At 35.9% G+C, this 2,329-nt stretch carries 3 protein-coding genes; all 3 read right to left on the bottom strand.

The window, feature by feature from the left end; genetic code table 11:
• Positions 1-88: 88 nt before the first annotated feature.
• Entirely contained in the window at positions 89-928 is an 840-nt protein-coding gene (locus ACY651_RS13795) for an aminotransferase class IV (RefSeq protein WP_462253717.1), read from the bottom strand.
• A gap of 143 nt (positions 929-1,071) precedes the next feature.
• Positions 1,072-1,758, bottom strand: a complete 687-nt coding sequence (locus ACY651_RS13790) for a response regulator transcription factor (RefSeq protein WP_462253715.1) — start codon at positions 1,756-1,758, stop codon at positions 1,072-1,074.
• Positions 1,759-1,967: 209 nt separating this feature from the next.
• Positions 1,968-2,329, bottom strand: a 362-nt coding sequence (locus ACY651_RS13785; RefSeq protein ID WP_462253713.1) for a response regulator transcription factor, incomplete at its 5' end; no start/stop codon positions are given.

The raw sequence follows: 2,329 nt of genomic DNA, 5'->3' as shown, positions 1-2,329 counted from the left end.
ATAAAGCCCGGCATTATCCGTAAGGCGCAAATCTCTTCTAAACCAAAATATGTTTACAGTTTGCATAATTCAGGCAATAACAATTGAATTACAAAATGGTTGGCGCAACAGCAGCATAAATTTTTTGAGTAAGTATATTGCCAAAGTTTTTATCATTAATACTTTTTACCCAGCGTAAATTATAAATAGAATTGGTTAAAAAAACTTCATCGGCATTTAAAAGTTCCTCAACAGTTATTTCCTTTTCAATGCAGGTAAAACCTGTTGCAGCTAATTGATCGATCATAAACTTTCTCATAACACCTGCAACGCAGCCTTCGGTTAATGCTGGTGTATAAACCACTTCGTCTTTTATTAAAAAAATATTTGCAATAGTACTATCGCAAATTCTTCCAAAATTATTTATTACAACAGCATCGTTCCATTTTTGTTTTTTTGCCTGCAGTGCTGCCATTACATACGGCAGGTAATTATTGTGCTTGAGGTTGCTGAGTATATCGCAGCTTTTTTTCACGTCCGCATAAATTCCCATATCCAGGCCATTACTGTTCAATTCGCCGTTGCCTTCGGGCAATGCCCAGGTTTCAATAATATAATTAGGAAAATTATCTGCAGCATCATACAAACCGCCATCACTTCTAAAAACAGTTATTCTTATTCTTGCCGCATTTTCATGCTGATTTTTTTTAGCAATCAGCAACACTTCTGCTGTTAATTTATCCGGATTAAAATGTTTGGGAACTGTAAACTGCAACACCTGCATTCCTTTCCAAAGGCGGGCAAAATGTTCATCTTCTAAAACCAAATTACCGGCTTTCATTTTCATGGTTTCAAATAAACCATCGCCATAGCGCAGGCCACGGTTAGCTGCACCAATAATGGCAGTTTCGCTTGTATAAATTTTTCCGTTGTAATTAAACCAGCCCATACTGCAAATATATTCTAATCAAACCCGTAAAAAATTTTCTTCGCCAATAACAAAATCCAATAAAAGTAAAATCCTGCCATTGCAGGCAGGATTTACTTCTTCATTACAGTTTTAGAGACTTCGTTTTTCAGATATTTTTAGAATCAGATTTCGTCGTTTAATATTTTATGCTTTACAGCATACATTATTAAACCTGCTGTACTTTTGGCGCCGGTTTTTACTTTTAATTTATCCCGTATAGCTTCCACAGTCCGTGGACTAAGGTCAACTATATCGGCAATTTCTTTAGTGCTTTTTTCTTCGCACATTAATTTTAAAATAAGCGTTTCCTTATCATTCAACTGGGCTTCCTGCTGCATCATTTTTTGAGGCGTAGTAAAATTCCTTTGTTTCAGGTTGGTAAGCAGGGCCTTATTAGTTAAAGAATTAAAATAATATTCCTGCTCGTAACAGGTTTTTATTGCTTCGTAAATTATTTCGCTGTCGCTGGTTTTTGTAAGATAACTGTTGGCGCCCAGTTCCATTAACTTAGTAATCATACTATGGTCATCCATCATGGTTAGCATAATTATCCTTGTATCGGGATACAACTTTTTAATTTCGGGCAAAGTGGTAATGCCATCCATCACCGGCATTTGTATATCCAGCAGTATTACATCTGTGGCAACATTTTTAAGCATATTAAGTAAATGCATACCGTTATCGGCCTCGGCAATTACTTTAATATCTTTTTTTGCGCTTAAAGCAGTTTTAACACCAGCACGGTATAAAACGTGGTCATCGGCAATTATTACTCTTATCGGTTCGTCACTTTCGCTTTTGGGGATCATATTTTGGGTTTTTGGATTAGTATTAACATTATACTAACGCCAAACTGCAAGATCAAATTATAATAAGATTAAAGAAAGAGTGTAATTACCCTATGTTGGGGATGGGAATTTTACGATACCCTACGGAGAGATATCGACATATCAATATATGTATAAAAGGATATTTCTATTTTTTAACCACGTTGAGATAAAAAATTAACTCAAAAAAATTACTCAATCAACTTGTTCCGCATACCGTACATAATTAAACCACCAATAGTTTTTGCATCCACTTTGGTTTTCATGTTCTGGCGTATAGTCTCTATCGTACGTGGGCTAAGAAAAATTATTTTGGAAATTTCTTCAGTGGTTTTATCCTCCGCGATCAATTTCAAGATGCGTATTTCTTTTTCAGAAAGCTTTACAGGGTTAGGGTAAAACTGGCGAACCGTTTTTTTATGCTGGAGTTTGAGGAGTACCGCCTTATTGACCAGCTCATTAAAATAAAAATCATCATTCATACAAGTAAGAATGGCCTGGTAGATCTCATCAGGATCAGTCGTTTTGGTGAGGTAGGCATTGGCGCCCATCT

Source organism: Ferruginibacter sp. (assembly GCF_031391665.1).
Classification (GTDB): Bacteria; Bacteroidota; Bacteroidia; order Chitinophagales; family Chitinophagaceae; genus Ferruginibacter.
Note: the sequence above shows the minus strand (reverse complement) of the source record. Positions and strands in the feature narration are given on the sequence as shown.